General features: G+C 69.1%; 26 protein-coding genes. 14 read left to right on the forward strand and 12 right to left on the reverse strand.

The window, feature by feature from the left end:
- Positions 1 to 4 precede the first annotated feature (4 nt).
- The 3 genes from rqpR (at position 5) to HWX22_RS03195 (ending at position 3,588) form a co-directional block, all read left to right on the forward strand.
- Complete coding sequence (rqpR, locus tag HWX22_RS03185) at positions 5 to 661, forward strand: response regulator transcription factor RqpR (RefSeq protein WP_059468587.1); 657 nt, start codon at positions 5 to 7, stop codon at positions 659 to 661.
- A gap of 198 nt (positions 662 to 859) precedes the next feature.
- Positions 860 to 2,266 (forward strand): amino acid permease, encoded by a 1,407-nt coding sequence (locus HWX22_RS03190; RefSeq protein ID WP_175910510.1) that lies wholly within the window; start codon positions 860 to 862, stop codon positions 2,264 to 2,266.
- Positions 2,267 to 2,562: 296 nt separating this feature from the next.
- Complete coding sequence (locus tag HWX22_RS03195; protein WP_175915029.1) at positions 2,563 to 3,588, forward strand: XdhC family protein; 1,026 nt, start codon at positions 2,563 to 2,565, stop codon at positions 3,586 to 3,588.
- Positions 3,589 to 3,651: 63 nt separating this feature from the next.
- Here HWX22_RS03195 and HWX22_RS03200 read toward each other — a convergent pair whose 3' ends face one another.
- From HWX22_RS03200 to fliE, 6 genes are all read right to left on the reverse strand, one after another.
- Positions 3,652 to 4,386: a PepSY-associated TM helix domain-containing protein gene (locus tag HWX22_RS03200; RefSeq protein ID WP_175915030.1), complete on the reverse strand. Its 735-nt coding sequence runs from the start codon at positions 4,384 to 4,386 to the stop codon at positions 3,652 to 3,654.
- A gap of 266 nt (positions 4,387 to 4,652) precedes the next feature.
- Complete coding sequence (locus tag HWX22_RS03205) at positions 4,653 to 4,973, reverse strand: EscU/YscU/HrcU family type III secretion system export apparatus switch protein (protein WP_059535017.1); 321 nt, start codon at positions 4,971 to 4,973, stop codon at positions 4,653 to 4,655.
- Complete coding sequence (locus tag HWX22_RS03210; RefSeq protein ID WP_175915031.1) at positions 4,970 to 6,325, reverse strand: flagellar hook-length control protein FliK; 1,356 nt, start codon at positions 6,323 to 6,325, stop codon at positions 4,970 to 4,972. Before HWX22_RS03210 ends, HWX22_RS03205 begins: the two co-directional genes overlap by 4 nt.
- Positions 6,326 to 6,400: 75 nt before the next feature.
- Positions 6,401 to 6,733, reverse strand: coding sequence for a flagellar protein FliT (locus HWX22_RS03215; RefSeq protein ID WP_175910504.1), 333 nt, complete (start codon positions 6,731 to 6,733; stop codon positions 6,401 to 6,403).
- On the reverse strand, positions 6,730 to 7,164 hold the full coding sequence (gene fliS, locus HWX22_RS03220; protein ID WP_059819931.1) for a flagellar export chaperone FliS: 435 nt from the start codon (positions 7,162 to 7,164) through the stop codon (positions 6,730 to 6,732). Before fliS ends, HWX22_RS03215 begins: the two co-directional genes overlap by 4 nt.
- Before the next feature lie 175 nt (positions 7,165 to 7,339).
- A complete protein-coding gene (gene fliE / locus HWX22_RS03225) occupies positions 7,340 to 7,684 on the reverse strand; it encodes a flagellar hook-basal body complex protein FliE (RefSeq protein ID WP_059448462.1) in 345 nt (114 codons plus the stop codon).
- Between the two features lie 250 nt (positions 7,685 to 7,934).
- Between fliE and fliF the strand changes: the two genes are divergently transcribed.
- Genes fliF through HWX22_RS03255 form a run of 6 tightly spaced genes read left to right on the forward strand, consistent with a single transcriptional unit; the run spans position 7,935 to position 14,754 of the window.
- Positions 7,935 to 9,698 carry a flagellar basal-body MS-ring/collar protein FliF gene (gene fliF / locus HWX22_RS03230; protein WP_059819932.1) on the forward strand — a complete coding sequence of 588 codons (1,764 nt, stop codon included), beginning with the start codon at positions 7,935 to 7,937 and terminating at the stop codon, positions 9,696 to 9,698.
- A complete protein-coding gene (gene fliG / locus HWX22_RS03235) occupies positions 9,688 to 10,683 on the forward strand; it encodes a flagellar motor switch protein FliG (protein ID WP_059535009.1) in 996 nt (331 codons plus the stop codon). The genes fliF and fliG overlap by 11 nt, the downstream gene beginning before the upstream one ends.
- Positions 10,676 to 11,359 carry a flagellar assembly protein FliH gene (fliH, locus tag HWX22_RS03240; protein ID WP_059819933.1) on the forward strand — a complete coding sequence of 228 codons (684 nt, stop codon included), beginning with the start codon at positions 10,676 to 10,678 and terminating at the stop codon, positions 11,357 to 11,359. The genes fliG and fliH overlap by 8 nt, the downstream gene beginning before the upstream one ends.
- Positions 11,353 to 12,894: a flagellar protein export ATPase FliI gene (gene fliI, locus HWX22_RS03245; protein ID WP_175910502.1), complete on the forward strand. Its 1,542-nt coding sequence runs from the start codon at positions 11,353 to 11,355 to the stop codon at positions 12,892 to 12,894. Before fliH ends, fliI begins: the two co-directional genes overlap by 7 nt.
- 5 nt (positions 12,895 to 12,899) lie before the next feature.
- The gene (gene fliJ / locus HWX22_RS03250) at positions 12,900 to 13,358 is read left to right on the forward strand and encodes a flagellar export protein FliJ (protein ID WP_059607431.1); all 459 of its coding nucleotides are present in this window, start codon (positions 12,900 to 12,902) and stop codon (positions 13,356 to 13,358) included.
- 31 nt (positions 13,359 to 13,389) lie between these two features.
- Positions 13,390 to 14,754, forward strand: a complete 1,365-nt coding sequence (locus HWX22_RS03255; protein WP_175915032.1) for a flagellar hook-length control protein FliK — start codon at positions 13,390 to 13,392, stop codon at positions 14,752 to 14,754.
- Between the two features lie 33 nt (positions 14,755 to 14,787).
- Here the strand turns inward: HWX22_RS03255 and HWX22_RS03260 are convergent, their stop codons facing one another.
- A complete protein-coding gene (locus HWX22_RS03260; RefSeq protein ID WP_175915033.1) occupies positions 14,788 to 16,431 on the reverse strand; it encodes a GMC family oxidoreductase N-terminal domain-containing protein in 1,644 nt (547 codons plus the stop codon).
- A 720-nt stretch (positions 16,432 to 17,151) separates the two neighbouring features.
- On the opposite strand from HWX22_RS03260, the gene HWX22_RS03265 reads away from it, so the two are divergent.
- Positions 17,152 to 18,594, forward strand: coding sequence for a coniferyl aldehyde dehydrogenase (locus HWX22_RS03265; protein WP_175911124.1), 1,443 nt, complete (start codon positions 17,152 to 17,154; stop codon positions 18,592 to 18,594).
- 72 nt (positions 18,595 to 18,666) lie between these two features.
- Here the strand turns inward: HWX22_RS03265 and HWX22_RS03270 are convergent, their stop codons facing one another.
- Both HWX22_RS03270 and HWX22_RS03275 read right to left on the reverse strand, forming a co-directional pair.
- Positions 18,667 to 19,698, reverse strand: a complete 1,032-nt coding sequence (locus HWX22_RS03270) for a serine/threonine protein kinase (RefSeq protein WP_175911126.1) — start codon at positions 19,696 to 19,698, stop codon at positions 18,667 to 18,669.
- Positions 19,699 to 19,747: 49 nt separating this feature from the next.
- On the reverse strand, positions 19,748 to 19,960 hold the full coding sequence (locus HWX22_RS03275; protein WP_011886311.1) for a hypothetical protein: 213 nt from the start codon (positions 19,958 to 19,960) through the stop codon (positions 19,748 to 19,750).
- 627 nt (positions 19,961 to 20,587) lie between these two features.
- Here HWX22_RS03275 and HWX22_RS03280 point away from each other — a divergent pair.
- On the forward strand, positions 20,588 to 21,469 hold the full coding sequence (locus HWX22_RS03280; protein ID WP_175915034.1) for a DMT family transporter: 882 nt from the start codon (positions 20,588 to 20,590) through the stop codon (positions 21,467 to 21,469).
- A 301-nt stretch (positions 21,470 to 21,770) separates the two neighbouring features.
- Positions 21,771 to 21,956, forward strand: a complete 186-nt coding sequence (locus HWX22_RS03285) for a hypothetical protein (RefSeq protein ID WP_014895742.1) — start codon at positions 21,771 to 21,773, stop codon at positions 21,954 to 21,956.
- Positions 21,957 to 22,075: 119 nt separating this feature from the next.
- Here the strand turns inward: HWX22_RS03285 and mgrA are convergent, their stop codons facing one another.
- Positions 22,076 to 23,119, reverse strand: a complete 1,044-nt coding sequence (gene mgrA / locus HWX22_RS03290; protein ID WP_175915035.1) for an L-glyceraldehyde 3-phosphate reductase — start codon at positions 23,117 to 23,119, stop codon at positions 22,076 to 22,078.
- Between the two features lie 184 nt (positions 23,120 to 23,303).
- Here mgrA and HWX22_RS03295 point away from each other — a divergent pair, with 184 nt between their 5' ends.
- Positions 23,304 to 23,510, forward strand: a complete 207-nt coding sequence (locus HWX22_RS03295; protein ID WP_059534988.1) for a DUF3185 family protein — start codon at positions 23,304 to 23,306, stop codon at positions 23,508 to 23,510.
- Positions 23,511 to 23,667: 157 nt separating this feature from the next.
- Here the strand turns inward: HWX22_RS03295 and HWX22_RS03300 are convergent, their stop codons facing one another.
- Positions 23,668 to 24,441: a phytanoyl-CoA dioxygenase family protein gene (locus HWX22_RS03300; RefSeq protein ID WP_175915036.1), complete on the reverse strand. Its 774-nt coding sequence runs from the start codon at positions 24,439 to 24,441 to the stop codon at positions 23,668 to 23,670.
- 353 nt (positions 24,442 to 24,794) lie between these two features.
- Between HWX22_RS03300 and HWX22_RS03305 the strand changes: the two genes are divergently transcribed.
- A complete protein-coding gene (locus HWX22_RS03305) occupies positions 24,795 to 25,136 on the forward strand; it encodes a hypothetical protein (RefSeq protein WP_059819942.1) in 342 nt (113 codons plus the stop codon).
- A gap of 117 nt (positions 25,137 to 25,253) precedes the next feature.
- Here the strand turns inward: HWX22_RS03305 and metK are convergent, their stop codons facing one another.
- Positions 25,254 to 26,441, reverse strand: a complete 1,188-nt coding sequence (metK, locus tag HWX22_RS03310) for a methionine adenosyltransferase (RefSeq protein ID WP_043184698.1) — start codon at positions 26,439 to 26,441, stop codon at positions 25,254 to 25,256.
- Positions 26,442 to 26,463 lie beyond the last annotated feature (22 nt).

Raw genomic sequence — 26,463 nt, forward strand, 5'->3', positions numbered from 1 at the left:
CGTCATGAGCCTGAACATCCTGCTCGTCGACGATCACGCGATCGTCCGTCAAGGGATCCGCCACTTGCTGATCGACCGCGGCATCGCGCGTAACGTGACCGAGGCCGAGACCGGCAGCGATGCGGTGGCGGCCGTCGACCGCGAGGCCTTCGACGTGATCCTGCTCGACATCTCGTTGCCGGACACGAATGGCATCGAGGTGCTCAAGCGCATCAAGCGCAAGCTGCCGGGCGCGCCGGTGCTGATGTTCTCGATGTACCGCGAGGACCAGTACGCGGTGCGCGCGCTGAAGGCCGGCGCGGCCGGCTACCTGTCGAAGACGGTGAATGCCGCGCAGATGATCGGCGCGATCCAGCAGGTCGCGGCCGGCCGCAAGTACGTGAGCCCGGCGATGGCCGAGGCGCTCGCCGAATACGTGTCGTTCGAGAACGAACCGCTGCCGCACGAGAAGCTGTCCGACCGCGAATACCAGACGCTCTGCATGCTCGCATCGGGCAAGCGCCTCACCGACATCGCGAACACGCTGTCTCTGTCGGTGAAGACGGTCAGCGTGTACCGGTCGCGGCTGCTCGAGAAGATGCGGCTGTCGAACAATGCGGAACTGACGTTCTACGTGATGAGCAACCGGCTCGTCGACATGGCGCCCGCGTCGGGCGCCTGATTCTTCGTCCTCGCTGCACCCGGCCGGCTCCACGCCGGCCCCGGCGCGCCGAACGCCGCACACAAGCACTTGTTTTATCGGACGATTCCCGAGCGCAGCGCTGCGCCGCAGCGGGTCTTCCACGCCAAATCGGCTAAAATTACGGGTTTTCACTCACTCGGCGCCGCCGCGCTCGCGCGCGCTGGAAACTCATCCGCAATGTCCTTCTTCCGCAAGAAAAACGTCGATCGCATGATCGCCGGCGCGCACGGCGCCGGGCTCAAGAAAGCGCTCGGCGCCATCGACCTCACCTTCCTCGGCATCGGCGCGATCATCGGCACCGGCATCTTCGTGCTGACCGGGACGGGCGCCGTGCAGGCCGGCCCCGCGCTGATGCTGTCGTTCGTGATCGCCGCGATCGCGTGCGGCCTCGCGGCGCTGTCGTACGCCGAATTCGCGTCGACGATTCCGGTCGCGGGCTCGATCTACACGTACTCGTACGCGACGCTCGGCGAGCTCGTCGCCTGGATCATCGGCTGGGACCTGATGCTCGAATACGGCCTCGCGGCGTCGGCCGTGTCGGTCGGCTGGTCGGGCTACCTGCAATCGCTGCTGCAGGGCTTCGGGCTCACGCTGCCGACCGTGCTGACGGCCGCGCCCGGCGCGATCCCGGGTGTCGTCACGTGGTTCAACCTGCCGGCGTTCCTCGTGATGCTGGTGATCACGACGCTGCTGTCGATCGGCATCCGCGAGTCGACTCGCATCAACAACGTCATGGTGTTCATCAAGGTGTCGGTCGTGCTGCTCGTGATCGCGGTCGGCGTCTTCCACGTCACGCCCGCGAACTGGAAGCCGTTCATGCCGCACGGCTGGAACGGCGTGTTCGGCGCAGCGGCCGTGATGTTCTTCGCGTTCATCGGCTTCGACGCCGTATCGTCGGCGGCCGAGGAAGTGAAGAATCCGAAACGCGACCTGCCGATCGGCATCATCGCGTCGCTCGCGGTCTGCGCGGTGCTGTACGTGACGGTCGCGGCGGTCGCGACCGGCATCGTGCCGTCGGCGCAGTACGCGAACGTGTCGCATCCGATCTCGTATGCGCTGCAGATCGCCGGCGAGAAGTGGGTCGCGGGCTTCATCGATCTCGGCGCGGTGCTCGGCATGCTGACCGTGATCCTCGTGATGAGCTACGGCCAGACGCGGATCATCTTCGCGATGTCGCGCGACGGCCTGCTGCCGGCGGCGCTGTCGCGCGTGCATCCGCGCTATGCGACGCCGTTCCTGACGACCTGGCTCGTCGGCCTGTTCTTCGGGCTGATCGCCGCGCTCGTGCCGCTCAACGTGCTCGCCGAGCTGATCAACATCGGCACGCTCGCCGCGTTCTCGATGGTGTCGATCGCGGTGCTGGTGCTGCGCCGCACGCACCCGGAACTGCCGCGCGCGTTCCGCTGCCCGGGCGTGCCGGTGGTGCCGATCCTCGCGGTCGGCGCATGCCTGTTCCTGATGCTGAACCTGCAGCCCGTCACGTGGGCCGCGTTCGGCATCTGGCTCGTGATCGGCCTCGTGATCTACTTCCTGTATTCGCGGCATCACTCGAAGCTCGCGCACGGTCAGCACGACGCACATTGACCGCCGTCGCTGCGCGCGCACGCCGCGCGCAGCGGCACGACGCCACGCCGGGCCGTCACCGGCCCCGTGCGCGCCTCATCCCCGCCGGAGCCGGCCCGGCCATCGGCGCCGCCGCGCCCCGCACGCACGCCCCGCACGCGCGCGATCGCTGCCCGATCGTCGCGATTTCTTGCCCGATCGTCCGGATTTGCCCACACGATTTGCACGCTGCCAGCGCGCGCGCGCCGAGCGGTTCATAATCCGGCCATCGAACGACGGCCCGGCCCGGCGGGCCGTCCGGCAACAGGAACAGGATGATGGAAAGCGTCGATCTCGATGTACTGAAATCCAGCGCGCGCTGGCTCGACGAAGGGCGCCGCGTGCTGCTCGTCACGGTCGTGAAGACGTGGGGCTCATCGCCCCGCCCCGAAGGCGCGATGCTCGCGGTGCGCGAGGACGGCCTGGTGGTCGGCTCCGTGTCCGGCGGCTGCATCGAGGACGACCTGATCGCCCGCGTGCACGCAAGCGGCATCGCGGCCGATGCACGCCCGGAAGCCGTCAAGTACGGCGTGACGGCCGAGGAAGCGCACCGCTTCGGGCTACCCTGCGGCGGCACGATCCAGCTCGTGCTGGAGCCGCTCACGCCCGACAGCGGGATCGCCGCGCTGTGCGCGGAAGTCGAGGCCGGCCGCCTCGTCACGCGCACGATGACGCTCGCGACCGGCCGCGCGTCGCTGTCGCCCGCGCAGGCGACCGACGGGCTCGCGTTCGACGGCGACCGGCTCGTGACGATCCACGGGCCGCGCTACCGGATGCTCGTGATCGGCGCGGGACAGTTGTCGCGCTATCTGTGCCAGATCGCGGTCGGGCTCGATTACCAGGTGACGGTCTGCGATCCGCGCGAGGAGTACACGGATGCGTGGGACGTGACGGGCACGCGCGTCGTGCACACGATGCCCGACGACACGGTGCTCGACATGAAGCTCGACGCGCGTTCGGCCGTGATCGCGCTCACGCACGACCCGAAGCTCGACGATCTCGCGCTGATGGAGGCGCTGAAGACGCCCGCGTTCTACGTGGGCGCGCTCGGCTCGCGACGCAACAACGCGGCCCGGCGCGAGCGGCTGCTCGAATTCGACCTGAGCGAGGCGGAACTGGCGCGGCTGCACGGGCCGGCCGGCATCTACATCGGCAGCCGCACGCCGCCGGAAATCGCGATCTCGATCCTCGCCGAGATCACGGCCGCGAAGAACAACGTGTCGCTGCCGACGATCCTGCAGGTCGAGGGCGCGAAGGCCGCCCGCGAGATCGCGGCAAACCGCGGCGCGACCTGCGGCCTCTGAGGCCGGTCGCCTCCGCGGCGCATGGCCGCGCCGGCAGGAAACCGGCGCGCGTCGAGGGTGACGTCAGGCGAGACCCGCGGCGAGCGCCGCGGCGACGGAGCCGACCACCAATACGACGCCGGCCGTGCGGCGCTTGTTCAGCTCCGTCCACAGCAGCACGCCCGTCAGCGACAACAGGATCAGCGAACCCGCGATCGTGTCCATCAGCAGCACCCAGCCGAGATTCATGCCGACGCCGCGATGCAGGTTGTTCAGCGTCGTCAGGAACGTATTGCCGGTGCGCTTCACCGATACGTAGCCGTTGCCGACCCAGTATTCGGCCTGCAGGTTCTGGTGCGGACCGAACAGGCCCATCTGCCAGTGCTCCGGCTGCATCACGCGCTTGTCGCCCCAGGCGACCGGCTGCGCGGGCTCCTTGCGCACGCGGCCCGGCCGGCCGTCGAAGCGCAGTTCGTGCTGCAGCCACTTCGTCATCGCGGCCGGCGACTTCGGCGCCGGGTCCGGCAATGCGATCTGCATCTGCTCGACCTGCGGCTCGCCGGTCGGGATCTTCAGCGGCGGCGCACGGTGGTTGAGCAGCACGCCCGTCACGCCGAACAGCAGCCCGAGCACCGCGCCCCAGAGCCCGACCCAGCCATGCACCTTGCGCAGCCATTTGATGAAGGTCGCGCGCCGCGAGCGCTGGCGGCGCGCCGCCAGTTCGGCGTCGCTCAGGGGCCGTGCGGCCGGATGCAGCACGGTGACGCCCGCGATGGGCCTGCCCGCCTGCGGCGGGGCGATCGTTTCGGGCGCGTTCACGCGAGAGTGTCCATTCGTTCAAAGCAACGGGCGGCGCACGGAAAACATGCGCCGCCCGGATAACATGAAAATGAGAATGGATATCATTACACAAATGATGCAGCCGCTCAATCTGCCGGCGCACGCCGGGCCGACAAGACAATCCGGCGATAACCGACGAAGCGCGCAGATTGCACGCCGATCCAGGTCGATAAAAGAGAAATGCCGGTGAAATGATCGCGAAAGTCCGGGACGGCATTTCGCAAGAAAAACGGCGCGGCGAACGCTCAGCGGCGCAGCGGCGGTAGCGGAAAATGCGGGGCGGCGTCGCCCGGCCCGGGCTCGGTTCGATCGAGCGCGTACAGCCATGCCAGCAAATCGGCGACGGCCTGGTAAAGCTGCGGCGGAATCCGGTCGTCGAGATCGACCTGCATCAGCAGCGATACCATCTCCGGCGCGGTATGCACGTACAGCCCGGCATCCCGCGCACGGGCGACGATCATCTCGGCGAGCAGGCCGTACCCCTTCGCGACCACGCGCGGCGCGGTATCGCCTCCCTTCGGATCGTAGACGAGCGCGGCCGCGCGCTTGCGGGACGTCATGCTCATCGCGGCACCTCGTCGTCGGCGCCCGGCGTGCCGCCGGCCGCGCTGCGCGCATATGCGGCGGCGGCCGCCTGCGCGACGAGCGGGTCGAAGCCGTCCGGTTCGTCGCCGACCGCACGAATCGACAGTCCGCCGAGCTGCAGCCCCGATCCCTCGAACCGCTGCCGTAGCGCGGCCTCGTTCCGCGTGAGCCGGTCGGCGCCGGCCGAATTCGCACGCAGTCGCGCGACGAGCTGCGCGCCGTTCAGCACCAGCTCCGCGTCGACCGTGCCGAGCGACGGCAACGTGAGCGTCAGCCGCGTGCGCCATGCGATCCCGTCGCCTGCGTCGTCGCCGCCGCGCGACGCGTGGCCGCCCGGATCGTCGGGCTCGATCGTCCAGTCGAGCCGCGCGCCGGGCCATGCCTCGCCTGCCCAGCGGAACTGATCGGTCGCGAGCGCATCGAGCTGCTGCCGGACGATCGGCACGGCGGCAGGATGCACGGGAGCCGGCGTCTGCGTCTGCGGATCGGCCGACGCGGCGGCGAGTTCGGCGCGCGCGGGCGTCCAGCGCGCGTCCGGGCGATCGCCGAGCGGGTCGGTCGTCGCGGCCGTGGCCGACGCCGCACCTTGCCGAGCGGCGGCAGCCGCGTTCTGTGCAAGCTCGCGCGGCACCGCACCGCCCGACGCGGGCGCGCCCGGCTGCGTAGCGGTTCGCGCCGCCGTCGGCAGCGGCAGGCGCTGCGCGAGCAGTTCGTCGAGCACGTCGGGCGCGTCGTGCTGCGCGGCATCCGGGGCGGGCTGCACCGGCGCGGTCGTGAGCCGCGCCTGCGGTTCGCGCATCAGCGCGGCGAGCGGGCGCTGGCCGGCCAGCCACTGCGCGAGATGGGATTCGTAAAAGAGGCCGCTTTCGCTGACGGCCTGCGCGAGCGCCGCACGCAGCGCCGCGACGGGCGGCGCGGCCGCCGCAGCGCGCGCGGCCGCGACGTCGGACGCGGGCGTTGCGGTGGAAGGCGCGGCGGCGGACGCAGCCGGACCGGCGGTCGGCTGCCCGTCCGGCGGCACGGCCGCCGCCGTGCTCAGCAACACGGCGGGATCGGCCAGCAGCGGCGTGCGCCCGGCGATCACGGGTGTCGCGACGCCGCCCGAGCGCGAAATCGCGTCGAGCACGAGCGCGACATCGGACAACGCGGTCTGCGCGGATGCCGGCGGCGGCGCCGGCGGGGCCCCGGCCGAAGACGGCGACGACGCGCCGGCGCCCGGCGTGCCGACCTGCGCGGTCGCGCCGCCGCCTGCGGGCGCCATCACGGGGCCGGTCAGCAGGCTGTCGAGGCGACTCGCCAGCAGGGCGGCCGCAACGGAGTCGATACCGGTCATGATCGGAGCCTGCTCACCTCAGCGACATCGTTGCGAAGCCGGGCATGCGGCAACCGCCGCCCCGGCAAACGGGCACTACCCGCGAGCGCGGTAGAGATCGGTCAATACCTGGGTCGAGCGCCGCGCCTCGAACAGCGCGGACAGCCGTGCGACGTCCGGGCTCGCGAGGTCGCGGATCGCGGCGTCGTCGGCGAGGATGCGGCGAATCAGCTCGAGCTTGCGGCCGAGGTCCGCCTGGTCGAGCGCGACGCCCGGATGGGCCTCCTTCAGCCCGTCGACGAGACGCAGGAATTCGGCCTGCAACTCCGGCAGCGCGCTCCACTGCGCGCCGCGCGCCGCGGACAGCATGCGGCCCGACACGGCCGCAAGCGCCTCGTAGCGAGCGAAGTATTCGGCCTTGAGATTCATCGTGCCGCGCCCGCCGCCTGTTGCGCGGCCATGCGCGCGACTTCCGGAGCGATGCCCGTCCACGCTTCCTCGAGCGTCGCGAGCAACCCGTCGACCTCGACCAGCATCGCGTCGCTGGCATGCATGTTGGCTTCCAGCAGGCGCCGGCCGATATACGTATACAGCGCGTCGAGGCGCCCGGCGATCTGGCCGCCCGCGTCGCGGTTCAGCGACGCCTGCAGGCCGCTCTCGACGATCCCGATCGCCTTGCCGATCGCTTCGCCGCGTGCGGGCACGTTGCCCTGCTGCAGGTGCATGCGCGCGAGCGCGATGGCCTGGCGCGCGCCCTGGTACAGCATCGCGATCAGCCGGTGCGGGGAGGCGCCCATCACCCCCGTCTCGACGCCGACACGCGCGTACGCATTGGCTCCAGCGTGTCCTGGGGAAAACATGCGCTTCTCCTTGTGATGCGTTGGCTATGCGGTAGCCGCCGCCGTGCAATGCATGACGCGGCCTTGTTCCAGAGTTATCGGAAGGGAATTGAAAAGCTTTAGGCGCACGGCCCGTCGCCGGTCGGCCGCCCGCGGATGCCCGTCGGCGGCTGGCCGTCCCCGGTTGCCGGTCGCGTCACACGGACATCTGCATGATGTCGTTGTACGCGCTCACGAGCTTGTTGCGGACCTGAAGCCCGAACTGGAAACCGATGTTGGCCTTCTGCATGTCGACCATCACGTCGTTCAGCGACACGTTCGCCGCACCGACCTCGAACGCCTGCGCCTCGCCGAGCGCGTGCTTCTGGTCGCCGCTGATCTTGTCGAGCGACGCCTTCATCGCGCTCGCGAACGTACCGGCCGTCGCCGCGCCCGAACCGGCGAGCGCCGCCGTCGGGCTCGCGACGCCGCCGCTCGCCTGCGCGGCCATCGCCTGCATCTGTTGCAACACCGAACCGATTCCGCTGACGTTGGCAGCCATGCTGTCCCCAGACATATGAGAGAAGAGACCCGGACGCACCGGGCGGTCCGGCGGCGCCGCACGATGCGCACCATGCCGGATCGCGAAAAAGGATAGCAGCGCGGCGCGCGCCAAAGCCGCGAAAGTACGGGGGAAACCCCGCTCTTTTCGGTCGATCGGAGTCGGGCCCCGGTCCCGATAATCGCATCGTGTCATTGTCCGTCCGCTCGTCCGAGCGGCTCAGTCGTCCCGCTCCGGAGAAATTCCACGCATGGATTCGCAGGCCAACTCGCTGATCAACCCCGACGCCCGCACGGGCCTCGCCAGCCCGGTGCCAGGCGCCACCGCGGCCGCCGCGTTGCCGGGAGCAGGCGGCGCCGGCGCGGACTTCGGGTTCGGCGGCTTCGCGGAACGCATCCCCGGCATCACGCGGATGAAGGGCAACCCGAAACTGCCGTTCGTGATCGCCGTCGCGCTCGCCATCGCCGCGATCACCGCGCTCGTGCTGTGGAGCCGCACGCCCGACTATCGCGTGTTGTACAGCAACCTGTCGGACCGCGACGGCGGCGCGATCATTACCGCGCTCCAGCAGGCAAACGTTCCCTACAAGTTCGCCGACGCCGGCGGCGCGATCCTCGTGCCGTCGAACCAGGTGCACGAAACGCGCCTGAAGCTCGCCGCGATGGGCCTGCCCAAGGGCGGCTCGGTCGGCTTCGAGCTGATGGACAACCAGAAATTCGGCATCAGCCAGTTCGCCGAGCAGGTGAACTACCAGCGCGCGCTCGAAGGCGAGCTGCAACGCACGATCGAGTCGATCAACGCCGTGAAGACGGCGCGCGTGCATCTCGCGATCCCGAAGCCGTCGGTATTCGTGCGCGACAAGGAAGCGCCGAGCGCGTCGGTATTCGTCGATCTCTACCCGGGCCGCGTGCTCGACGAGGGCCAGGTGCAGGCGATCACGCGGATGGTGTCGTCCGGCGTGCCCGACATGCCGGCCAAGAATGTCACGATCGTCGACCAGGACGGCAACCTGCTGACCCAGACCGCATCGGCCACTGGCCTCGACGCGAGCCAGCTCAAGTACGTGCAGCAGGTCGAGCACAACACGCAGAAGCGCATCGACGCGATCCTCGCGCCGATCTTCGGCACCGGCAACGCGCGCTCGCAAGTCAGCGCGGACATCGATTTCTCGAAGCTCGAGCAGACCTCGGAAAGCTACGGCCCGAACGGCTCGCCGCAGCAGACCGCGATCCGCAGCCAGCAGACCAGCAGCGCGACCGAACTCGCGCAGGGCGGCGCGTCGGGCGTGCCGGGTGCGCTGTCCAACACGCCGCCGCAGCCGGCCTCCGCGCCGATCGTCGCCGGCAACGGCCAGAACGGGCCGCAGTCGACGCCCGTCAGCGACCGCAAGGACCAGACGACCAACTACGAGCTCGACAAGACGATCCGTCACGTCGAGCAGCCGATGGGCAACGTGAAGCGGCTGTCGGTGGCCGTCGTCGTCAACTACCAGCCGGTCGCCGACGCGAAGGGCCACGTGACGATGCAGCCGCTGCCGCCCGCGAAGCTCGCGCAGATCGAGCAGCTCGTGAAGGACGCGATGGGCTACGACGAGAAGCGCGGCGACTCGGTGAACGTCGTGAACAGCGCGTTCTCGACCGTCAACGATCCGTACGCCGACCTGCCGTGGTGGCGCCAGCCGGACATGATCGCGATGGCGAAGGAAGCCGCGAAGTGGCTCGGCATCGCGGCGGCCGCGGCGGCGCTCTATTTCATGTTCGTACGCCCGGCGATGCGCCGCGCGTTCCCGCCGCCCGAGCCGGCCGCGCCGGCGCTCGCGGCGCCGGAGGACCCGGTCGCGCTCGACGGCCTGCCCGCGCTGGAACAGCCGGACGAGCCCGATCCGCTGCTGCTCGGCTTCGAGAACGAAAAGAACCGCTACGAACGCAACCTCGACTACGCGCGCACGATCGCCCGCCAGGATCCGAAGATCGTCGCCACCGTCGTGAAGAACTGGGTGTCCGATGAACGCTGAAGGCCTGACCAAGAGCGCGCTGCTGCTGATGTCGATCGGCGAGGAAGAGGCCGCTGAAGTATTCAAGTTCCTCGCGCCGCGCGAGGTGCAGAAGATCGGCGCCGCGATGGCCGCGCTGAAGAACGTCACGCGCGAGCAGGTCGAGGACGTGCTGCACGAATTCGCGAAGGAAGCCGAGCAGCACACCGCGCTGTCGCTCGATTCGAGCGAGTACATCCGCTCGGTGCTGACCAAGGCGCTCGGCGAGGACAAGGCCGGCGTGCTGATCGACCGGATCCTGCAGGGCAGCGACACGAGCGGCATCGAGGGCCTGAAGTGGATGGACTCGGCCGCCGTCGCGGAACTGATCAAGAACGAGCATCCGCAGATCATCGCGACGATCCTCGTGCACCTCGATCGCGACCAGGCGTCCGAGATCGCGTCGTGCTTCACCGAGCGCCTGCGCAACGACGTGCTGCTGCGGATCGCGACGCTCGACGGCATCCAGCCGGCCGCGCTGCGCGAGCTCGACGACGTGCTGACGGGCCTGCTGTCCGGCAGCGACAACCTGAAGCGCAGCCCGATGGGCGGCATCCGCACCGCGGCCGAGATCCTGAACTTCATGACGAGCAATCATGAGGAAGGCGTGCTCGAAAGCGTGCGCCAGTACGACGCCGACCTCGCGCAGAAGATCGTCGACCAGATGTTCGTGTTCGAGAACCTGCTCGACCTCGAGGATCGCGCGATCCAGATGGTGCTGAAGGAAGTCGAGTCGGAAACGCTGATCATCGCGCTGAAGGGCGCGCCGCCCGCGCTGCGCCAGAAATTCCTCGCGAACATGTCGCAACGCGCGGCCGAACTGCTCGCCGAGGATCTCGACGCGCGCGGCCCGGTGCGCGTGTCCGAAGTCGAGACGCAGCAGCGCCGCATCCTGCAGATCGTGCGCAACCTCGCCGAGAGCGGTCAGATCGTGATCGGCGGCAAGGCGGAAGACGCCTATGTCTGATTCCGCGCGCGACCGCGCCGGCACCCTCACCGCGTACCAGCGGTGGGAGATGGCGTCGTTCGATCCGCCGCCGCCCCCGCCGCCGCCCGACGACGCGGCTGCGGCCGCCGCCGCGCTCGCCGAGGAACTGCAGCGCGTGCGCGATGCCGCGCACGCCGAAGGCCACGCGGCCGGTCACGTCGAAGGCCAGGCACTGGGTTATCAGGCCGGTTTCGAGCAGGGCCGCGAGCAGGGTTTCGAGGCCGGCCAGGCCGAAGCCCGCGAACAGGCCGCGCAGCTCGCGGCGCTCGCCGCGTCGTTCCGCGAAGCCGTGTCGAGCGCCGAGCACGACCTCGCGTCCGACCTCGCGCAACTCGCGCTCGACATCGCGCAGCAGGTCGTGCGCCAGCACGTGAAGCACGATCCCGCCGCGCTCGTCGCGGCCGTGCGCGACGTGCTCGCCGCCGAACCGGCGTTGTCCGGCGCGCCGCATCTCGCGGTGAACCCGGCCGACCTGCCCGTCGTCGAGGCCTATCTGCAGGACGATCTCGATACGCTCGGCTGGAACGTGCGCACCGACGCGTCGATCGAGCGCGGCGGCTGCCGCGCGCACGCCGCGACGGGCGAAGTCGACGCGACGCTGCCCACCCGCTGGCAGCGCGTCGCCGCCGCGATCGGCAAGGTGAGCGCATGGTGACGCCCACGCCCGAATCGATCCTGTACGACGGAATGACGCCGCTCGAGCGCGAACTCGCGCTCGCGTCGTTCGGCCCCGAGAGTCCGCACGGCACCGCGCACGGCGCGCCGGCGCACGCAACGGACGCCGCGGCCGACACGCCGCGCGCGCCGCACAATCCGCATCTCGCGCACTGGCGCACGCACCTGAACGGCCTCGCGACCCGCAGCCACCGCGCGCTGCCGCTGCGGCCGTGCGGGCGCCTCACGCGCGCCGCGGGCCTCGTGCTCGAGGCAATCGGCCTGCGCCTGTCGGTCGGTGCCGAATGCACGATCGAATTGCCGCCCGGCAGCACGCTGCCGCATGCGGAAGCGGAAGTCGTCGGGTTCGCCGGCGATCGCCTGTTCCTGATGCCGACCACCGACGTCGCGGGCGTCTTGCCCGGCGCGCGCGTGTGGCCGCGGGAGGCCGCGCCCGTCGCCGATCCGCTCGCGGGCGCGAAACGGCTGCCGGTCGGCTGGGAAATGCTGGGGCGCGTCGTCGACGCGTCGGGCCGCCCGCTCGACGGCCTCGGCCCGCTCGCGTCGAAGGTCGACGCGCCGCTGTCGGCGCCGTCGATCAACCCGCTCGATCGCGAGCCGATCCACCACGTGCTCGACGTCGGCGTGCGCGCGATCAACGCGCTGCTCACCGTCGGCCGCGGGCAGCGGATGGGCCTGTTCGCGGGCTCCGGCGTCGGCAAGTCGGTGCTGCTCGGCACGATGGCGCGCTACACCAGCGCGGAAGTGATCGTGATCGGACTGATCGGCGAACGCGGCCGCGAAGTGAAGGAATTCATCGAACAGATCCTCGGCGAGGACGGGCTCGCGCGCTCCGTCGTCGTCGCGGCGCCGGCCGACGTGTCGCCGCTGCTGCGGATGCAGGGCGCCGCGTACGCAACGTCGCTCGCCGAGTATTTCCGCGATCAGGGCAAGCACGTGCTGCTGCTGATGGATTCGCTGACGCGCTACGCGATGGCGCAGCGCGAGATCGCGCTCGCGATCGGCGAGCCGCCCGCGACCAAGGGCTATCCGCCGTCGGTGTTCGCGAAGCTGCCCGCGCTCGTCGAGCGCACCGGCAACGGGCCCGAAGGCGGCGGCTCGATCACCGCGTTCTACACGGTGCTGACCGAAGGCGACGACCAGCAGGACCCGATCGCCGATTCGGCGCGCGCGATCCTCGACGGCCACATCGTGCTGTCGCGCGCGCTCGCCGAAGCCGGCCACTATCCGGCGATCGACATCGAGGCGTCGATCAGCCGCGCGATGACCGCGCTGATCGACGAAACGCATCTCGACCGCGTGCGGCAGTTCAAGCAGATGCTGTCGCGCTACCAGCGCAATCGCGACCTGATCGCGGTCGGCGCCTATGCGCCCGGCCGCGACGCGCAGCTCGACCGCGCGATCGCGCTCTACCCGCGCATCGAATCGTTCCTGCAGCAGGGCTTTCGCGAATGCGCGCCGTTCGCGTCGAGCCTCGGCGCGCTCGATGCGCTGTTCGACGTACACGGAGGCTGACCCCGATGGCACACGGCTTTCCCCTTCAACTGCTGCTCGACCGCGCGCAGGAAGATCTCGACACGGCCGCGAAGCAGCTCGGCACCGCGCAGCGCGACCGCACCGCGGCCGCCGACCAGCTCGATGCGTTGCTGCGCTATCGCGACGAGTATCACGCGCGCTTCGCGCAGTCCGCGCAACACGGGATGCCGGCCGGCAACTGGCGCAACTTCCAGGCGTTCATCGATACGCTCGACGCGGCAATCGTGCAGCAGCGCAACGTGCTGGCCGCGGCCGAAGTCCGCATCGACGAGGCGCGTCCCAACTGGCAACAGAAGAAACGCACCGTCGGTTCATACGAAATCCTGCAGGCGCGCGGCGTCGCGCAGGAAGCCCAGCGTACGGCGAAGCGCGAACAGCGCGACGCCGACGAACACGCCGCGAAGATCCTGCGCATGCGGGCCGATGCGGCCCGTTCGGCGTAACCGCTCACCGCTTTCGAACGAGAGAATCGTCATGCCTCCCCTGCCCCTGCTCGGCGTGCTGCTCGACACCGCCGGCACCGCACTCAAGGCGATCCGCGACGCGGGTTCGTCCGCCTCCGCCAAGTCCGCCGGCAACGATGCCGCAAGCGGGCCGGCCGCCATGCCGTTCGCGCAGACGCTGAAGCAAAGCGTCGTCACGCGGCACGACGCGGCAACCGCCGACAAGCCGGACGCCTCGACGAAACAGGCGTCGTCGACATCCGCCGCCGGCACGAAGTCCGCCGACCGCGACGACGACCCGTCGACCGAAGACGCCAGCGCGACACTCAATCCCGACGCTGCCGCGCTCGCCGCGGCAGCCGCCGTGCAGGCGCAACTGCAGGCGCGCGCGAACGACGCGGCGCCGGCCAATGCCGATACCGCTGCCACCGCCGCCGCCACGACAGCGACGGCCGTGTCCGGCCAGCCCGACGCGACGGCCGCGCTGACGAATCACGCAAGCAAGGATGCGGCCGCCGAACCTGCCGTGCCGGTGTCGGGTCGCGACACGCTGCAGGCGGCACTCCAGAAGCTGACCGGCGGCGCGGGCGCCATCGCGATGCCCGCGTCGGGCACGGCCGCGACAGCGACAGCGCCCGCGGCGGCGACGTCCGCATCGGCCACCGCCGCACAGCCGACGCCGAAAGTCCCGACCTTCGACCGCACGCTCGCCGACGCGAAAGGCGCGCTCGCGACGCAGCAGGCGCCCGCGCAGGCCACCGCGCCGGCGCTGCAGGCCGGCGCAACGGCCCAACCCGCTGCGCAGCATGCGTTCGCGGCCGCCGAAGAAACCGCCAGCCCGGCCGTCGACGCGACGGTCGCCGCCGCCGCGACGGCTGCGGCAGCCGCACAGGCGAACCTCCAGGCATCGCCCGCCGCCAGCTCGATCGCCGCGGCCAACGCACACGCGCTGGCGCCGCACGTCGGCACCGCCGACTGGACCGATGCGCTGAGCCAGAAGGTCGTGTTCCTGTCGAATGCGCACCAGCAGAGCGCCGAGCTGACGCTGAACCCGCCGGACCTCGGCCCGCTGCAGGTCGTGCTGCGCGTCGCGGACAACCACGCGCACGCGCTGTTCGTGTCGCAGCACGCGCAGGTGCGCGACGCGGTGGAAGCCGCGCTGCCGAAACTGCGTGAAGCGATGGAAGCGGGCGGGCTCGGCCTGGGCAGCGCGAGCGTCAGCGATGGCGGCTTCGCGTCGCAGCAGCAGAACCCGCAGCAAAGCTTCGCCGGCGGCCGGCCGTCACCGCGCGCGCGCGCCGGATCGTCAGCCGTCGACGCACCGGTCGACGCCGCGCAATCCGCAGCGGCCGGCGCAACCGTGAGCCGCGCGGGCCTCGTCGATACGTTCGCCTGAGCATCGCGTCGGTCGCGTGCCGGTGCGCGCCGCTCAGCGGCCGTGCGCCGCCGCGGCCGCCTCGTTGCGCGGCACGCCGCCGCCCCGGCGCGTCGCGACGATGAAGTCCGCCGCGCGCTCGCCGATCATCACCGACGGCGCATTCGTGTTGCCGCCGATCAGCGTCGGCATCACCGACGCATCCACCACCCGCAGCCCTTCGACGCCCCGCACGCGCAGTTGCGGATCCACGACCGCGCGCGCATCCGAGCCCATCCGGCAGGTGCCGACCGGGTGATAGATCGTGTCGGCATGCGCGACGATCGTCGCGCGCAACTCGGCTTCGCTTTGATCCGCCCGCGTGTACAGCTCGCGCCCGCCCTGCGACGCGAGCGGCGCCTGCGACAGGATCCGGCGCATCGCCTGCGCGCCGCGCACGAGCAGGTCGAGATCGCGCGTATCGCTGAAGAAGCGCGGATCGATCAGCGGTGCGTCGCGCGTATCGCCGCTCGCCAGCGCGACCGTGCCGCGGCTGAATGGGCGCAGCGCGCACACGTGCAGCGAATAGCCGAAGCCCCAGTGCATCTTGCGGTTGTGATCGTCGACGAGCGCCGTGCAGAAATGCAGCTGCAGGTCCGGACGATCGAGCGACGGGTCGCTCTTGATGAAGCCGCCGGCCTCCGCGACGTTGCTCGTCATCATCCCCGTGCGGCTCGAAAAGTAGCGCGCGAGCGCCGGCGTCATCTTCGCGATCCCGCGCAGGCAGACGCCGACCAGCTCCGACGAAGTCACGCGCGTGTTGATGATGAAGTCGATGTGGTCGATCAGGTTGGTGCCGACGTCCGGCGCGTCCTGCACGACGGCGATCCCGTGCCGTCGCAGCTGTTCCGCCGGACCGATCCCCGAGCACATCAGCAGTTGCGGCGAATTGAACGCGCCGGCCGACAGGATCACTTCCGCGCGTGCGCCGAGCGTCTCGACGCGTCCGTCGCGCGACACCACGACACCGACCGCGCGCTTGCCGTCGAAGCCCACGCGCAGCACCGTCGCATCGGTGATCACGTGCAGGTTCGGCCGGTCGCGGTCGTAGATGTACGCACGCGCGACGCTGCAGCGCGAGCCGTCGCGATGCGTGACCTGATAAAAGCCGACGCCTTCCTGCGTCGCGCCGTTGAAGTCGTTGTTGAGCGGATAGCCGGCCGCGTGCGCCGCCTGGATGAATCGTTCGGAGAACGGATTGCGAAAGCGCAGATCGGACACCGTCAGCGGGCCGTCCGCGCCGTGCCATGCATCGGCGCCGCGCGCGTTGCCTTCCGCGCGGCGGAAATACGGCAGCACGTCCTGCCAGCCCCAGCCCGTCGCGCCGAGTTGCGCCCATTCGTCGTAGTCGCCCGGGTGGCCGCGCGTGTAGATCATCGCGTTGATCGCGCTCGAGCCGCCCATTCCGCGCCCGCGCGGCTGATAGCCTCGGCGGCCGCCGAGGCCCGGCTGCGGCACCGTCTCGTAACCGTAATTCGTGCCGAGCTTGAACGGCACGAGCGCCGCGATTCCCACCGGCATGTTGACGAGCAGGTTGCGCTCCGTGTGCGAGCCGGCCTCGATCAACGCGATCGTCGCGTCGGGGCATGCATCGGCGAGGCGGCTGGCGAGGCTCGAACCGCCCGACCCTCCGCCGACGATGATGTAGTCGTATTGCATGTCACGTCTCCTTCGTGTCATGAACGGCGCCCGGCGCGGCCGGCTCCCGCTTGTAATGTTCGGGCATTGTAGGAATGGCCGTCGCGCGCGCGGCACGCCGATTCAAGAGCGATTCCTCTAAACGCCCGCGTGAACTAAATTTAAGATGTATCGATTGATGCGACGCGATGCATCGGCCGCCAGAAGCCGCGCCGTCGCGAAACTGGGGAGACGACGATGCAGCGCGACGTTCTGCAGGCCGCGTGCCGACCGGGTTGTCCGGACGCACCGCGCGCGGCCCGCATTTCATTTCAAACGGATGCCCGGACGGTGACGTGCAACACCGTGCGCGCGGCCGGTCGAAATCGAACGACGCCACGTATCGCCGACCGTTTGGACGGCTCGTCGCATGAGCCGCACGCCCTGCCGATGCGTGCGTCGCCGCGCGCATCGCACTGCCCTGCTTCGGTGCGCCGGCAAGTGCCCGCCGCGCGCGATCGCACACCGGTTGGATATCGCATCCGGCCGTACGCGCTCGCCGTGCAATCCCGTTTTCGGACACGACCACCGTCGCGCGGATGCGACGCTTGCCGCACGCTGCACCCTGTTTTCGCCCGTGCCTCGCATCCGGCCCCATGCCGCGCGACGCGCGCCATCCCGACCCGCCCCGCCACGCTCGCCGAGCGGGCACGTGCGGCCTGACTGCTGGCCGACGTGCCACGCCCAACTGGAGGAGACGACATGAAGAACGATTTGCCCGAACTGGCCCCGCAAGCGCTGCCGTCGGTCGATGCCTTGACGTCGCTGCTGCGCGACCAGCGCGCGGCCTACCTGCGCGCGCCGTACCCGGAGTGGGACACCCGCGCGCAGCACCTGCGCGCGCTGCGCACGATGCTGATCGATCACGCCGATGCGCTCGCCGATGCGATCAGTGCCGACTTCGGGCATCGCGCGAAGCAGGAAGTGCTGCTGTCGGAAATCTGGATGGCGAAGGAAGAGATCGACGACGCGCTCAGGCACGGCAAGCGCTGGATGAAGCCGATCCGCAGGCCGATGAACAAGTGGCTGAGGCCGGCGCGCGCGAAGGTGCTGCCGCAGCCGCTCGGCGTGGTCGGCATCGTCGTACCGTGGAACTATCCGATCCTGCTCGCGGCCGGCCCGCTGATCTGCGCGCTCGCGGCCGGCAACCGCGCGATCGTCAAGATGTCCGAACTGACGCCGCGCACGTCGGCGCTGTTCGAACAGCTGATCGCGAAGGCCTTCTCGCGCGACCACGTCGCCGTCGTGAACGGCGATGCGGAGGTCGGCGCCGCGTTCAGCGCGCTGCCGTTCGATCATCTGCTGTTCACCGGCTCGACGCACGTCGGCCGCCACGTGATGCGCGCCGCGGCCGACAATCTCACCCCGGTCACGCTCGAGCTCGGCGGCAAGTCGCCGGCCATCGTCGGCCCGAATGCACGCTTCGACGCGGCCGTCGACGCGATCATCGGCGGCAAGACGCTGAACGCGGGCCAGACCTGCATCGCGCCCGACTACGTGCTGCTGCCGCGCGGAATGGAAGCCGCGTTCATCGAGCGTGCACGCGCGCGCTTCGCGAAGCTGTATCCGGACCTGTCGACCAACGGCGACTACACGACGATCGTGTCGCCGCGCCATTACGCCCGGCTGCAACAGCTCGCGACCGACGCGCAGGCCGCCGGCGCGCAACTGCATCCGCTATCGGACGCGCCGTCCGATCCCGCGTCGCGCCGCTTCGTGCCGTGCGCGGTCACGCACGTGCCGGCCGCGTCGCAGCTGATGCAGGAGGAGATCTTCGGGCCGCTGCTGCCGCTCGTGCCGTACGAGCGGCTCGACGAAGCGATCGCGTACGTGAACGCGCGCCCGCGACCGCTCGCGCTGTATCTGTTCGATGAGGATGGCGGCACGGTCGACCGCGTGATGCGCGAAACGATCTCCGGCGGCGTGACGGTCAACGATGCGTTGCTGCACATCGCGTGCGGCAGTTTGCCGTTCGGCGGCGTCGGCGCGAGCGGGATGGGCGCGTATCACGGCTACGACGGCTTCGTGACGTTCTCGAAGATGAAGCCCGTGCTCACGCAGGCGCGCCTGAATACCCGCGGGCTGATCGCGCCGCCTTACGGCAAGCGCTTCGCCGCGGTGATCCGGATGATGTTGAAGTTCTGAGCGGCGCGGGCCACGCGCGTTGCGCGTCGGTCCGCCCGAACATGTCGCGCGGCGACGTTGCCGCGCGCGCCGTCACACGGGCCAGAGCGGCCCTTCCTGCATCGCGCCGATCTGCTCGCGCAGTTCGAGCACGCGTGCTTCCCAATAGCGATGCGTGTTGAACCACGGGAACGCGGCCGGAAACGCCGGATCGTCCCATCGGCGTGCGAGCCATGCCGCGTAGTGGATCAAGCGCAGCGTGCGCAGCGCTTCGACCAGATGCAGTTCACGCGGCTCGAATTCGCAGAAGTCCTCATAACCGGCGAGCAAATCCGCGAGCGCGCGCGACGCGCCTTCGCGATCGCCGGGCAGCAGCAGCCACAGATCCTGGACCGCGGGCGCCATCCGGCTGTCGTCGAAGTCGACGAAATGCGGGCCCGCATCGGTCCATAGCACGTTGCTCGGATGACAGTCGCCATGCGTGCGCAGCAGACGGATCTCGCCCGCCCGCTCGAACGCGGCCTCGACGCCTTCCAGCGCGAGCGTCACCGCCGTCTCGTAGGCGGGCCGTACGTCGTCAGGAATGAAATCGTGCGCGAGCAGATAGTCGCGCGGCTCGTAGCCGAACGTGCGGATGTCGAGCACGGGACGCGCGACATACGGCTGCGTCGCGCCGACCGCGTGAATCCGGCCGATGAAGCGGCCGAGCCATTCGAGCGTGTCGCTGCGGTCGAGGTCGGGCGCGCGGCCGCCGCGCCGCTCGAAGATCGAGAAGCGGAAGCCGTCGAACGCGTGCAGCGTGCGGCCGTCGATAACGCGCGCGGGCACCGCCGGAATCTCGCGCGCGGCGAGTTCGGCGACGAACGCGTGCTCTTCCAGGATCGCTTCGTCCGACCAGCGCGCGGGCCGGTAGAACTTCGCGACGACGGGCGGGCCGTCCTCGATGCCGACCTGGTAGACGCGGTTTTCGTAGCTGTTGAGGGCGAGCAGGCGCCCGTCGGTGCGCAGCCCGGTCGGCATCAGCACGCTGTCGAGCGCGTCGAGCACGCACTCGGGCGTGAGGCCGGCGAACGGCGGGCCGGCGGGAGCTGCGGGGGCGGAAGTGACGTCTTTCATGCCCCGCATTGTGCCGTCAGCCGCGCCGAAACACGAGCGTCCGGTGCGGCACGCGCGCTCAGTGGATCGCGGCGCCGGCCGGCAGCACGGATTCGCCGGTGTCGATCAGGTCCTCGAGAAAGAACGGCTCGGTGTTGAGTTCCTTCGACTCGCCCGGCACGCCCGCGTACCAGGTCACCATGGCCATGTCGCCCAGAACACGCTGAACGATGCCGCGCGCGCCCTTGGGCACCGCGATATGGGTAGTGCAGACAATCGACCCGACATGCATGATGGTTCCCCACTCTTGAAACTTGAAACCCGGCTCGCTGGCGAGCCGGCAAATGCACGATCCGCGCCGCCCTCGTCGGGGTGTTGCGCGTGATCCCATTGTTCACGGTTTATCGAAGCGCGAAAAGAAGAAGAAGCAGGCGAAGTGCCGCGAATTCGTCGAATGTCTCCAATCAACCACTGCGCCGCGCGTGCGCTTGCACGGGCGGATACCCCCATCATACCCTGTCGAATGTGACCGTCCGCCGAATCCGGCCACACGCACGGCACCGGCCTCCCGCCGGCCGTGGTTGCATCAGGCGGCCGCCCTGCGTTACCTTTGACGTTCATTCGCGTTCAAGCGCATTTCGACACGATGCAACCGCTCACGTCCGCTCTCGCAAATTCCCGGCCGCAGTTCGACTCGCGGCCGCAGGCGTGCGCGCATCCGTCGGTCCTCCCTCCTCCTGTCGCACCGCCGTTCGTCGGCGCCGCGCCGCCCCCGCCGGCGGCACGCGTCGGCTGACCAGCCGGCTTTCGGTTTCCGTTTTCCCTTCGCCCGTTTGCGGCCGTTCGTGCGCCATGACGCACGGCGCGTTCCCGCGCGCGCGACGTGGAATGTTTCGATCCGTTCGACAGGTGGATTCACATGGTTTCGTTCAAACGCGCGCTCGCCGCGCATGGCGTAACGTCGCTCTTCGTCTTGCTGTGGAGCAGCGGCGCGATCTTCGCTGAACTCGGTCTGCGTCACGCATCCGCGTTCGCCTTTCTCACCGCACGCTTCGCGCTCGCGTCACTCGTGCTGCTCGTGCCGGCCGTCATGCGCGGACGCTGGCTGCCGCCGCGCGGCGAGCGGCGCATGGCCGCGCTGACCGGCCTGCTGATGATGGGCGGCTATTCGATCTTCTATCTGCTCGCGCTCGAGCGCGGGATCGCGCCGGGCGTGCTGGCGACGATCCTCGGCGTGCAGCCGATCCTCACGCTCGCGATCGTCGAGCGGCGCTGGCAACCGATGCGCGTCGCGGGGCTCGGGCTGTCGCTGGCCGGTCTCGCGCTCGTCGTGTGCCGCGGCGTGGGCGGTGCGGGCCTGCCGATCATAAGCGTCGCCTGCGCGCTCACGGCGCTCGTCGCGCTGACCGCCGGCTCGCTGCTGCAAAAGCGCGTGCGCGCGGCGCCCGCCGACGTGTTGCCGCTGCAGAACGCGATCGGCCTCGCGCTGTGCGTGGCGATCCTGCCGTTCCGGCCGATCTCGGTCGAGGTCGGCTGGGCGTTCATCGTCCCGCTGCTGTGGCTCGGTATCGTGATCTCGGTGATCGCGCAGTTGCTGTTCTACCGGTTGATGCAACGCGGCGATCTCGTCAACGTGACGAGCCTGTTCTATCTCGTGCCCGTCGTCACCACGCTGATGGACGCGGTCTGGCTCGGCAACCGGCCTGAACCGCTCGCGCTCGCCGGCATGGGCGCGATCGTCGCGGGGCTCGCGCTCGTGTTCCGCACGCCGGCCGTTCGCGCGCGACCCGATCGCGCGTAGACGGACGGGCCGCCGCGCCTGCGGGTGCGACGGCCCGTATCGAACATGTCCGACGTTTCAGCGCGAACCGAAAGGAGCGGGAAAGAATGGTGCAAGGCATTCGTCCGACTTACCGGAAAAGTGCGGAATCCCCGGGGTTTTCCGCATACTTTTAATGGTTCGGATAGCGAAAAACGCAGCGAGGTTGCCTATACTCGAACTGCCGGCCCCGTTCGCAATGGGGTCGGCCCAATACGAGAAATGCCCGGCATGGGGCTGGAAGACGCGTGTGCGCCTGTTCCAGCCGGCTATGGAGACACGCATGACGACCTACTTCACGATCGGCGACTTCATCCTGTTGATTCCGATGGCGCTGGCCGGCGCGCTATTTCTCGGCGCGGTGCCGTGCGCAACCGAATTCCGTCACAACCTGCTGCGCGTGCTCGGCGTCATCCTCGGCGTCGGCGTGGCGGTATTGCTCGTCGAAGGCCTGCCCGCGCTGCTCTAGCGACGCGTTGGCGCGCGCCGGTCACGCCGCCGCATCGCGGCGACGTAACCGCTTGTGTGCGTGCACAGCGATACGGCATGCAATGATTCGCATCCCGTATCGACTTTCCTTGATGCCGATCAGATTGCCTGATCGGTGGACGGTTTTTCCCACAGATTGATGCCGCCCTCGGTCGCGTAGCGATCGATCTCCGCGAGCTCGTCGGCCGAGAATTCGAGATTCTTCAGCGCGCCGACGTTTTCACGCACCTGCTCCGCACGGCTCGCGCCGATCAGCGCGGACGTCACGCGGCCATTGCGCAACACCCATGCGAGCGCCATCTGCGCGAGGCTCTGCCCGCGCCGCTCCGCGATGCCGTTGAGCTTGCGCACGTGCTCGAGGTTGTCCGCGCTCAGGTGATCCTGCTTCAGCGAGCCGCCGCCCGGCTTGTTCACGCGCGCATCGGCCGGCACGCCGCTCAGGTATTTCGACGTCAGCAGCCCCTGCGCGAGCGGCGTGAACGCGATGCTGCCCGTGCCGATGTCGTCGAGCGTGCCAAGCAGATCCTGCTCGACCCAGCGGTTCAGCATGTTGTATGACGGCTGGTGGATCAGCAGCGGCACCTTGTATTGCGCGAGCAGTTCGGCCATCTCGCGCGTCTTCGCGGCCGAGTACGACGAAATGCCGATGTACAGCGCCTTGCCCTGCTGCACGGCCGATGCGAGTGCGCCGGCGGTTTCCTCGAGCGGAGTGTGCGCGTCGAAGCGGTGCGAATAGAAGATGTCGACGTAGTCGAGCCCCATCCGCTGCAGGCTCTGGTCGAGGCTCGCGAGCACGTACTTGCGCGACCCGCCGCCGCTGCCGTACGGCCCCGGCCACATGTCCCAGCCGGCCTTCGTCGAGATCAGTAGCTCGTCACGGTATGGCCGGAAATCTTCCTTCAGCAGCCGGCCGAAGTTGGTTTCGGCGCTGCCGTACGGCGGCCCGTAGTTGTTCGCGAGGTCGAAGTGATTGATGCCGAGGTCGAACGCGGTGCGCAGGATGTCGCGCTGCGTCGCGATCGGCGTCGAGTCGCCAAAGTTGTGCCACAGGCCGAGCGACAGGGCGGGCAGTTTGAGCCCGGATTTGCCGCAGGTGCGGTATTGCATGTCGGCATAACGTTCGGAAGCTGCTTCGTAGGCCATGAGTCGGTTCCGTGAAGACGTCGGGGATGGGACGCGCGCCGCGCGCGAACATCGCGCGCCGGCGGCGAGGGAAACGTACGACGGTTATGGTATCGAACGTGGCCGAAGCGCGCACGACCATGGACGCGACCGCGTGCGTCGCCTACACTGCGGCGTCTCGAATCACCGTTACAGCGAGGTTGGTATGTCCCGGGTCATCTCGGTTGCGCTGCTCGTCGGCGGCGTCGTGCTGCTGTATTTCGGCGGCCAGTCGTTCCATTCGATCAACGACAACGTGTCGCGCTTCTTCACCGGCTCGCCCGCCACGAAGACGATCCTGCTGATCGCCGGCGGCGCCGTCGCATCGCTGATCGGCCTGATCGGCCTCGCGATGCCGGGCAACAAGCGCTGATCGCGCGGCCGCGCGACGCACGCCGGCGGCCCGCATCGCACGAGCGGGCTGCACGAAACGCAACGGGCGGCCCAGGCCGCCCGTTTGTTCATCCGCCCGCGCGGCCGCAGCGCCGCATCGGACAACCGGCGCGGCTGCGCCGCCGCCCGAACCGCCGTTAGAACTGCACTTCCGGCTTCGCCGCCGAACGCGTGCCCGGCATCGGCCGGTTGCTCACGCCGTGGTACGTATAGACGAGCGAGAACTTCACCTGGTCGGAGCGGTTCTGCCCCGCCGAATGCAGCGTGTTGCAGTGGAAGAACACGACGTCGCCCGTCTGGAGCGACGGGCAGGTTGCCGCGTCGATCATCTTGCGGTTTTCCGGCAGATCGCTGCGGAAGAACTTCGCGTCGTCGAACGCTTCCGGCCCGAATTCGGCCGTATGCGAACCCGGCACCAGCCAGAGCGCACCGTTTTCATTCGTTTCCGGACCGAGCGCGAGCCACACCGACACCATGTCCGCGCGTTCGAACGACCAATAGCGGAAGTCGCGATGCCAGCCCGTCAGGCTGCCGTACGCGGGGTGCTTCGTCATCATGCAGTTGTGATGCGCGCGCGACAGCACCGGCTGTTCGCCGAAGTACTCGCGCATCCACGCGCCGATTTCGGGCGCGATCGCGCGCGCGGCGAACGCCGGATCGCGCGTGTAGGCATCCAGCAGCCGCCGCACCGTATGCCCGCCCGGCGCATGCTTCGATTCGGGCGCGCCCGGGTAGCGCAAATCCGCCTCGAACTCGATCGGCTCCGCCGCTTCCTGCAACTGGCGCACCGCGATTTGCTTGAGCGCCGCACACTGCGCCTCGTCGACGAGGCCGCGCGCGACGACGAAACCGCGTTCGCGCAATTCCGCGACTTGCGCGCGGATCGATTCCGACTGCAATGGAGACGACATGGGATGCCAGACGTTTATCGTGTGAATGTGACGATTGTAAATCGGCGCCGGATGCCGCGAACAGCGCCATTGTCGTACGCAGGGGCATGCCAATCGTCGATTTGATCTGGCGCAAGGGAACTGTGCGGCGCGGCGCGAGCCTCAGCGACAGGCGGTATGCAGCCACACGCTTGCGGCACAAGGGTTTATCGCGACTTTTGCACGTCATGAATCCCTTGTAGCCTGTCGCGGCCTGTCAATTCTGGCGGGCGCGGCGCGCAACGACTTTCGTTAAGATCCGTTGCGCCTTCCGAGGCCGTTCATACCAGTGCGCTTTTCAAGGGCGCCATTCATACAAGCGAAGCATCGTTCACATGCCATTCCGTCTGACTTCCCGTCTCAACCGCACTGCGAAACGCGTCGCGCCGTCCGCTCCCGCCCGCCCGCTGCGCCATCATCGCGCACGCACGCAGGCGCTCGCCGAGCACACGCACGCGCACAGCCGGCTGGACGGCATCCGTGCCTGGTTCCACGCGTTCTTCTCGATGATGAGCGCGCAGGCGTTCGCACGCCGCGCCGGCCTGCGCTCGCTGCTGCAGAAACCGTCGTCGCTGCGCGCGCTCGCGCTGCGCCGCACGCTGGGCCCGCAGCGCCGCATCAACCGCCCGCGCCGCCTCGCGGCCAGCAACGGCTGGTTCGGCTTCAGCGCACGCTGAAGCCGCGCCGGCGGGCAGCGCCCGCCACGATCGCCGCGACGCCGTCATCCCGCCGGCGATCGACGCGCATAAAAAAACCCCGGCATGCCGGGGTTTTTCGTTTCGGGCGGACGACGCTTACGCGACGCGTGCCGTCGGCTCCACGCCGGCCGCTTCGGCCAGTGCGAGCGCCTTGTCGGTCGCTTCCCACGAGAATTCCGGCTCTTCGCGGCCGAAGTGGCCGTAAGCTGCCGTCTTCTCGTAGATCGGGCGCAGCAGGTCGAGCATCTTGATGATGCCCTTCGGACGCAGGTCGAAATGCTCGCGCACGAGCTTCGTGATCACCGCATCCGACACGCGGCCCGTGCCGAACGTGTTGACCATCACCGAGGTCGGCTCGGCGACGCCGATCGCGTACGACACCTGGATCAGCGCGCGCGATGCGAGGCCTGCCGCGACGATGTTCTTCGCGACGTAACGGCCGGCATACGCTGCCGAACGGTCGACCTTCGACGGATCCTTGCCCGAGAACGCGCCGCCGCCGTGCGGTGCGGCACCGCCGTAGGTATCGACGATGATCTTGCGGCCCGTCAGACCGCAGTCGCCCTGCGGGCCGCCGATCACGAACCGGCCGGTCGGGTTCACCAGGAACTTGATGTCGCCCTTGATCAGGTCGGCCGGCAGCGTCGGCTTGATGATTTCCTCGATCACGGCTTCGCGCAGCGCCGGCAGTTCGATGTCCGGTGCGTGCTGCGTCGACAGCACGACGGTGTCGATCGAATCGGGCTTGCCGTCGACGTAGCGGATCGTCACCTGCGACTTCGCGTCCGGGCGCAGCCACTGCAGGCGGCCGTCGCGGCGCAGGCTCGCCTGGCGCTCGACGAGACGGTGCGACAGGTGGATCGGCAGCGGCATCAGTTCCGGCGTTTCATCGCATGCGTAACCGAACATCAGGCCCTGGTCGCCCGCGCCTTGATCGAGGTTGTCGTCATGCGCACGGTCGACGCCCTGCGCGATGTCCGGCGACTGCTTGTCGTACGCGACGAGCACCGCGCAACCCTTGTAGTCGATGCCGTAGTCGGTGTTGTCGTAGCCGATGCGCTTGATGGTGTCGCGCGCGATCTGGATGTAGTCGATGTTGGCCGTCGTGGTGATTTCACCGGCCAGAACGACGAGACCCGTGTTGCACAGCGTTTCGGCTGCAACGCGCGAATATTTGTCCTGCTCGAGGATGGCGTCGAGAATCGCGTCCGAGATTTGGTCCGCGACCTTGTCCGGATGGCCTTCGGAGACGGATTCGGACGTGAAGAGATAATCGTTTGCCACTTTTTCAGGCTCCTGTGTGGTT

Origin of the sequence: Burkholderia sp. BCC1638, assembly GCF_902833195.1 — a bacterium.
GTDB lineage: Bacteria > Pseudomonadota > Gammaproteobacteria > Burkholderiales > Burkholderiaceae > Burkholderia > Burkholderia diffusa.